This window comes from Pedobacter sp. (genome assembly GCF_045628745.1).
Taxonomy (GTDB): Bacteria; Bacteroidota; Bacteroidia; order Sphingobacteriales; family Sphingobacteriaceae; genus Pedobacter.
Map to the genome: position 1 here is coordinate 1 of NZ_JAZQPU010000287.1, position 4,557 is coordinate 4,557.

Consider the following 4,557-nt stretch of genomic DNA (forward strand, 5'->3'; position numbering starts at 1 on the left):
TTTTGCCGATTGCGTCTAAAGATATGTCATTAACCTGCCAAACAGTATTTGGCACAACCCTTGTTTAACACGAGGTATAGAATAAAATATACATTAAAAGATATAATAAAATGGGAAAAATAATTGGTATAGACTTAGGAACAACAAATTCTTGCGTATCCGTAATGGAAGGTAACGAACCTGTAGTTATATCCAACAGTGAAGGTAAGCGTACGACTCCATCAATTGTTGCATTTGCAGAAAATGGTGAGCGTAAAGTAGGTGAACCGGCTAAACGTCAGGCAATCACCAACCCTACAAAGACGATTTATTCAATTAAACGCTTTATGGGTAGCAGCTTTGCTGAGGTTACTAAAGAAGTTGGACGTGTTCCATATAAGGTTGTAAAAGGTGATAATAATACGCCACGTGTAGAAATAGACGATCGTAAATATACTCCACAAGAAATTTCTGCAATGATTTTGCAGAAAATGAAAAAAACAGCAGAAGATTTCTTGGGTCAAGAAGTAACAGAAGCAGTTATTACTGTTCCTGCATATTTCAACGATGCTCAACGTCAGGCTACAAAAGAAGCTGGAGAAATTGCTGGTTTAACAGTTAAACGTATCATTAATGAGCCTACCGCTGCTGCCTTAGCTTACGGATTAGACAAAGCTCATAAAGATATGAAAATCGTTGTGTTTGACTGCGGTGGTGGTACACATGATGTTTCTGTATTAGAATTAGGTGATGGTGTTTTTGAAGTAAAATCTACTGACGGTGATACTCACTTAGGTGGTGATGACTTTGACCATATCATTATTGAGTGGTTAGCAGGTGAATTTAAAAACGAATATGGCATGGACTTACACCAAGATCCAATGGCATTACAACGTTTAAAAGAAGCTGCTGAGAAAGCTAAAATTGAATTATCTAGCACTACATCAACAGAAATTAACCTTCCGTACATTACTGCTGATGCAACTGGCCCAAAACACTTAGTTAGAACACTTAGCCGTGCTAAATTTGAGCAATTAGCTAGTGATTTGATTAAACGTACAATTGATCCATGTAAATCTGCCTTGAAAAATGCTGGTTTAAAAACTTCTGATATTGATGAAATCATTTTAGTTGGTGGTTCTACCCGTATGCCTGCTATTCAGGAAGCTGTAAAAGCTTTCTTTGGTAAAGAACCTTCTAAAGGTGTTAACCCTGATGAAGTTGTTGCTATTGGTGCAGCTATCCAAGGTGGTGTATTAACAGGTGAAGTGAAAGACGTATTATTATTAGACGTTACGCCTCTTTCTTTAGGTATCGAAACTATGGGTGGTGTAATGACTAAATTAATTGAAGCTAACACTACTATTCCTTCTAAAAAAGCTGAAACTTTCTCTACTGCTGCTGATAACCAGCCATCAGTTGAGATCCATATTTTACAAGGTGAGCGTCCAATGGCTGCTCAGAACCGTACAATTGGCCGTTTCATTTTAGATGGTATTCCACCAGCTCCACGTGGTGTTCCTCAAGTAGAAGTTGCATTTGATATTGATGCTAACGGTATCTTACACGTAAGTGCAAAAGATAAAGCTACTGGTAAAGAGCAAAAAATCCGCATTGAAGCTTCTTCAGGTTTAACTGACGAAGAGATCAAAAAAATGAAAGAAGAAGCAGAACAAAATGCTGAATCTGACAGAATTCAAAAGGAAGAAGCAGACAAAATCAACAGCGCAGATGCTTTGATCTTCTCTACTGAAAAACAATTGAAAGAATTTGGTGATAAAATCTCTGCAGATAAAAAAGCTCCAATCGAAAGCAGCTTAACAAAACTGAAAGATGCTCATGCAACTAGAAACTTTGCTGATATTGATGCAGCTCAGGCTGAACTTCAAACAGCATGGAATGAAGCGTCTGAAGAAATGTACAAAGCAGGTCAGGATGGCGGCGCACCTTCAAGCGGTCAGCCTACAGGTGAGCAACCAGCTACTGGTGGCGACAATGTAACTGACGTTGATTTTGAAGAAGTAAAAGACGACAAAAAATAAATTGTAGTCCATACATAAAAAAAGAGCCCTTGAAATTTTCGAGGGCTCTTTTTTATGTATGGTATTTTAAGAATTGATATTGGTAAGTTAATTGTTCCACAAATTTTCAGGGTATAAACCATCTTGAATTAACTGGTCGATACTTGCCTGTACGATAGGTTTATCTTCTTTATAAGTTACACCAAACCATTTATTGTCTGTAGGGATTACCTTAAAATCAGCTGTATTTGTTTTTATCAAATGTTCAGCTACCAATGGAATAAAGAATTCAGATTTAGGATTTTCTTTATTCTCCATTGCGAAAACGCGGAAAAGATCTTCTGTTGTTTTAAACACTTCAGGCGTAAAACCCCAGAAATTCATAGATACAAGCGTATCAACAGCTAAAGGATATTTTTGGTCATCTTCTTCATAAACAATATGGTCACCATCTTTATAAACTTTAGTACGTTCTATAATTTCTTCCAGGTTACCAGCAGCATCCACTTGACAAACACCACGAGACACAGCACCATATTCTGATAATGTTTTGCCAATCTCATAGCCAATCATGGAATAGTTGCTACCATTCACTTCGTTGTTTAAGAAATCAACCATTTTCTCATAGGCGTCAAGACCATAGAAATCATCAGCATTGATGACACAAAATGGTTCTTTAATGGTATTTCTTGCAGAAAGTATAGCATGCGCAGTACCCCAGGGTTTTGCTCTTTCTATTTCTTCGTCAATTCCAAATTGTTTAAGGTCGAAATTCTGGAATACATACTCAGTTTCAATTTTACCTGCTAATTTAGGTTCAAAGATGGCCTTAAAGTTATCTACAAATTCTTCTTTAATAATAAAGACAACCTTTCCAAAACCGGCTTTAATGGCATCATATATGGAATAGTCTATAATTGTTTCTTGATTTGGGCCAAAGCCATCTATTTGTTTCATGCTGCCATAACGACTTGCCATGCCTGCTGCTAGGATTAATAAGGTGGGTTTCATTAAATATTATAATTAATAAGTTAAAGGGTTAGTGTAAGTAAATACTTATTTATGACTAAAGTACTTATTTTTCTTCTAAATAAATGATAATAGCCCTATAATAGGATTCTTTTAGGCTCTTAATCTCATAATTCGACAATGATGCACAATTACTTTGCCAGTTTAGCTGGTAGAAGACCAACAATATGGAAACAGTTAGGTTTATAACTCAAAAATTTTAAAATCAGTCCAGTAATTTGAGTAAAAATGAGGAATGAAAAATTAAATCAAAGAAAAAGCGCGTTTAGGATGATCCCAAACGCGCTTTTTCATCTTTATAGGTGTCTTATTTGAAATAAGTAAAATCGTGGTCTTTTTCAATGTTCAATAAAGAATGGTAGATTAAACTGATTACGTTATCTACATCTTCTTTATGGATCATCTCTACAGTAGTGTGCATATACCTTAATGGTAAGGAAATCAAAGCAGAAGGTACACCACCATTAGAATAAGCAAAAGCATCTGTATCCGTTCCTGTAGAACGTGAAGAAGCCTGACGCTGGAAAGGAATGTTATTTTCTTTTGCAGTTTCAATCAACAACTTATTTAAGTTCGTTTGTACAGCAGGAGCATAAGAAACCACAGGTCCTTTACCACAAGCCAAATCGCCCTGTGTAATCTTATTGATCATTGGGGTAGAAGTATCATGGGTAACATCAGTAATGATGGCTACATTAGGTTTAATGCGGTGTGCAATCATTTCTGCTCCACGAAGTCCAATCTCCTCCTGAACGGAGTTAACGATGTATAAACCAAATGGAAGTTCTTTTTTGTTTTCTTTAAGCAAACGTGCTACTTCAGCGATTATAAAACCACCAGCACGGTTATCTAAAGCACGACCAACATAATAGCGGTCGTTCAAGATCATAAACTCATCTTCATAAGTGATCACACAACCTACATGAATGCCTAAGTTTTCAACTTCTTCTTTAGTGGTACAGCCACAGTCCAGGAAGATGTTTTTAAGCGCTGGTGCTTCTTCTTTTTCGCCATTGCGGGTATGAATTGCAGGCCAGCCGAATACTGCTTTCACTAAGCCGTTTTCAGTATGTATATTTACCCTTTTTGAAGGAGCAATCTGGTGATCAGAACCACCATTACGGATTACATAAATTAAACCTTCGGGGGTGATGTAGTTAACAAACCATGAAATTTCATCAGCATGTGCTTCAATAACCACCTTAAATTCTGCTGTAGGATTAATTACACCAACTGCAGTACCATAATTATCAATGAAGCTTTCATCAATATAAGGTTTAAGGTAATCTAACCATAATTTCTGGCCAGGGTATTCAAATCCGGTAGGAGATGGATTATTGATATAGGCTTCTAAAAACTGTAGGGAGTTTTGATTGACTACAGATACGTGTGCTTGTTTATCGTCTTTCTTTTTAGTCATGTTAAAATTCTTATTTAAGCAAATATATAAACATTAAAGTTCTAAGTCCATAATGACAAAGTCATACCCATTTTTAAAATAGCGCTCATTTGTTTCCCTGAAGCCAAA

3 protein-coding genes are annotated in these 4,557 nt (G+C 36.4%); 1 reads left to right on the forward strand and 2 read right to left on the reverse strand.

Features of this window, described 5'->3' with window-relative positions:
* Positions 1-110: 110 nt before the first annotated feature.
* Positions 111-2,021 (forward strand): molecular chaperone DnaK, encoded by a 1,911-nt coding sequence (gene dnaK / locus ACR2F7_RS10700; RefSeq protein ID WP_432713556.1) that lies wholly within the window; start codon positions 111-113, stop codon positions 2,019-2,021.
* A gap of 87 nt (positions 2,022-2,108) precedes the next feature.
* Here dnaK and ACR2F7_RS10705 read toward each other — a convergent pair whose 3' ends face one another.
* Positions 2,109-3,011, reverse strand: coding sequence for a nucleotidyltransferase family protein (locus ACR2F7_RS10705; RefSeq protein ID WP_432713557.1), 903 nt, complete (start codon positions 3,009-3,011; stop codon positions 2,109-2,111).
* A 325-nt stretch (positions 3,012-3,336) separates the two neighbouring features.
* The gene (locus tag ACR2F7_RS10710; protein WP_432713558.1) at positions 3,337-4,449 is read right to left on the reverse strand and encodes a M42 family metallopeptidase; all 1,113 of its coding nucleotides are present in this window, start codon (positions 4,447-4,449) and stop codon (positions 3,337-3,339) included.
* Between the last annotated feature and the right edge of the window lie 108 nt (positions 4,450-4,557).

Bases quoted from the DNA above. Each gene is read 5' to 3' on its own strand.
- ACR2F7_RS10710 (WP_432713558.1), bottom strand. From the start codon at position 4,449: ATGACTAAAAAGAAAGACGATAAACAAGCACACGTATCTGTAGTCAAT.
- ACR2F7_RS10705 (WP_432713557.1), bottom strand. From the start codon at position 3,011: ATGAAACCCACCTTATTAATCCTAGCAGCAGGCATGGCAAGTCGTTAT.
- dnaK (WP_432713556.1), top strand. From the start codon at position 111: ATGGGAAAAATAATTGGTATAGACTTAGGAACAACAAATTCTTGCGTA.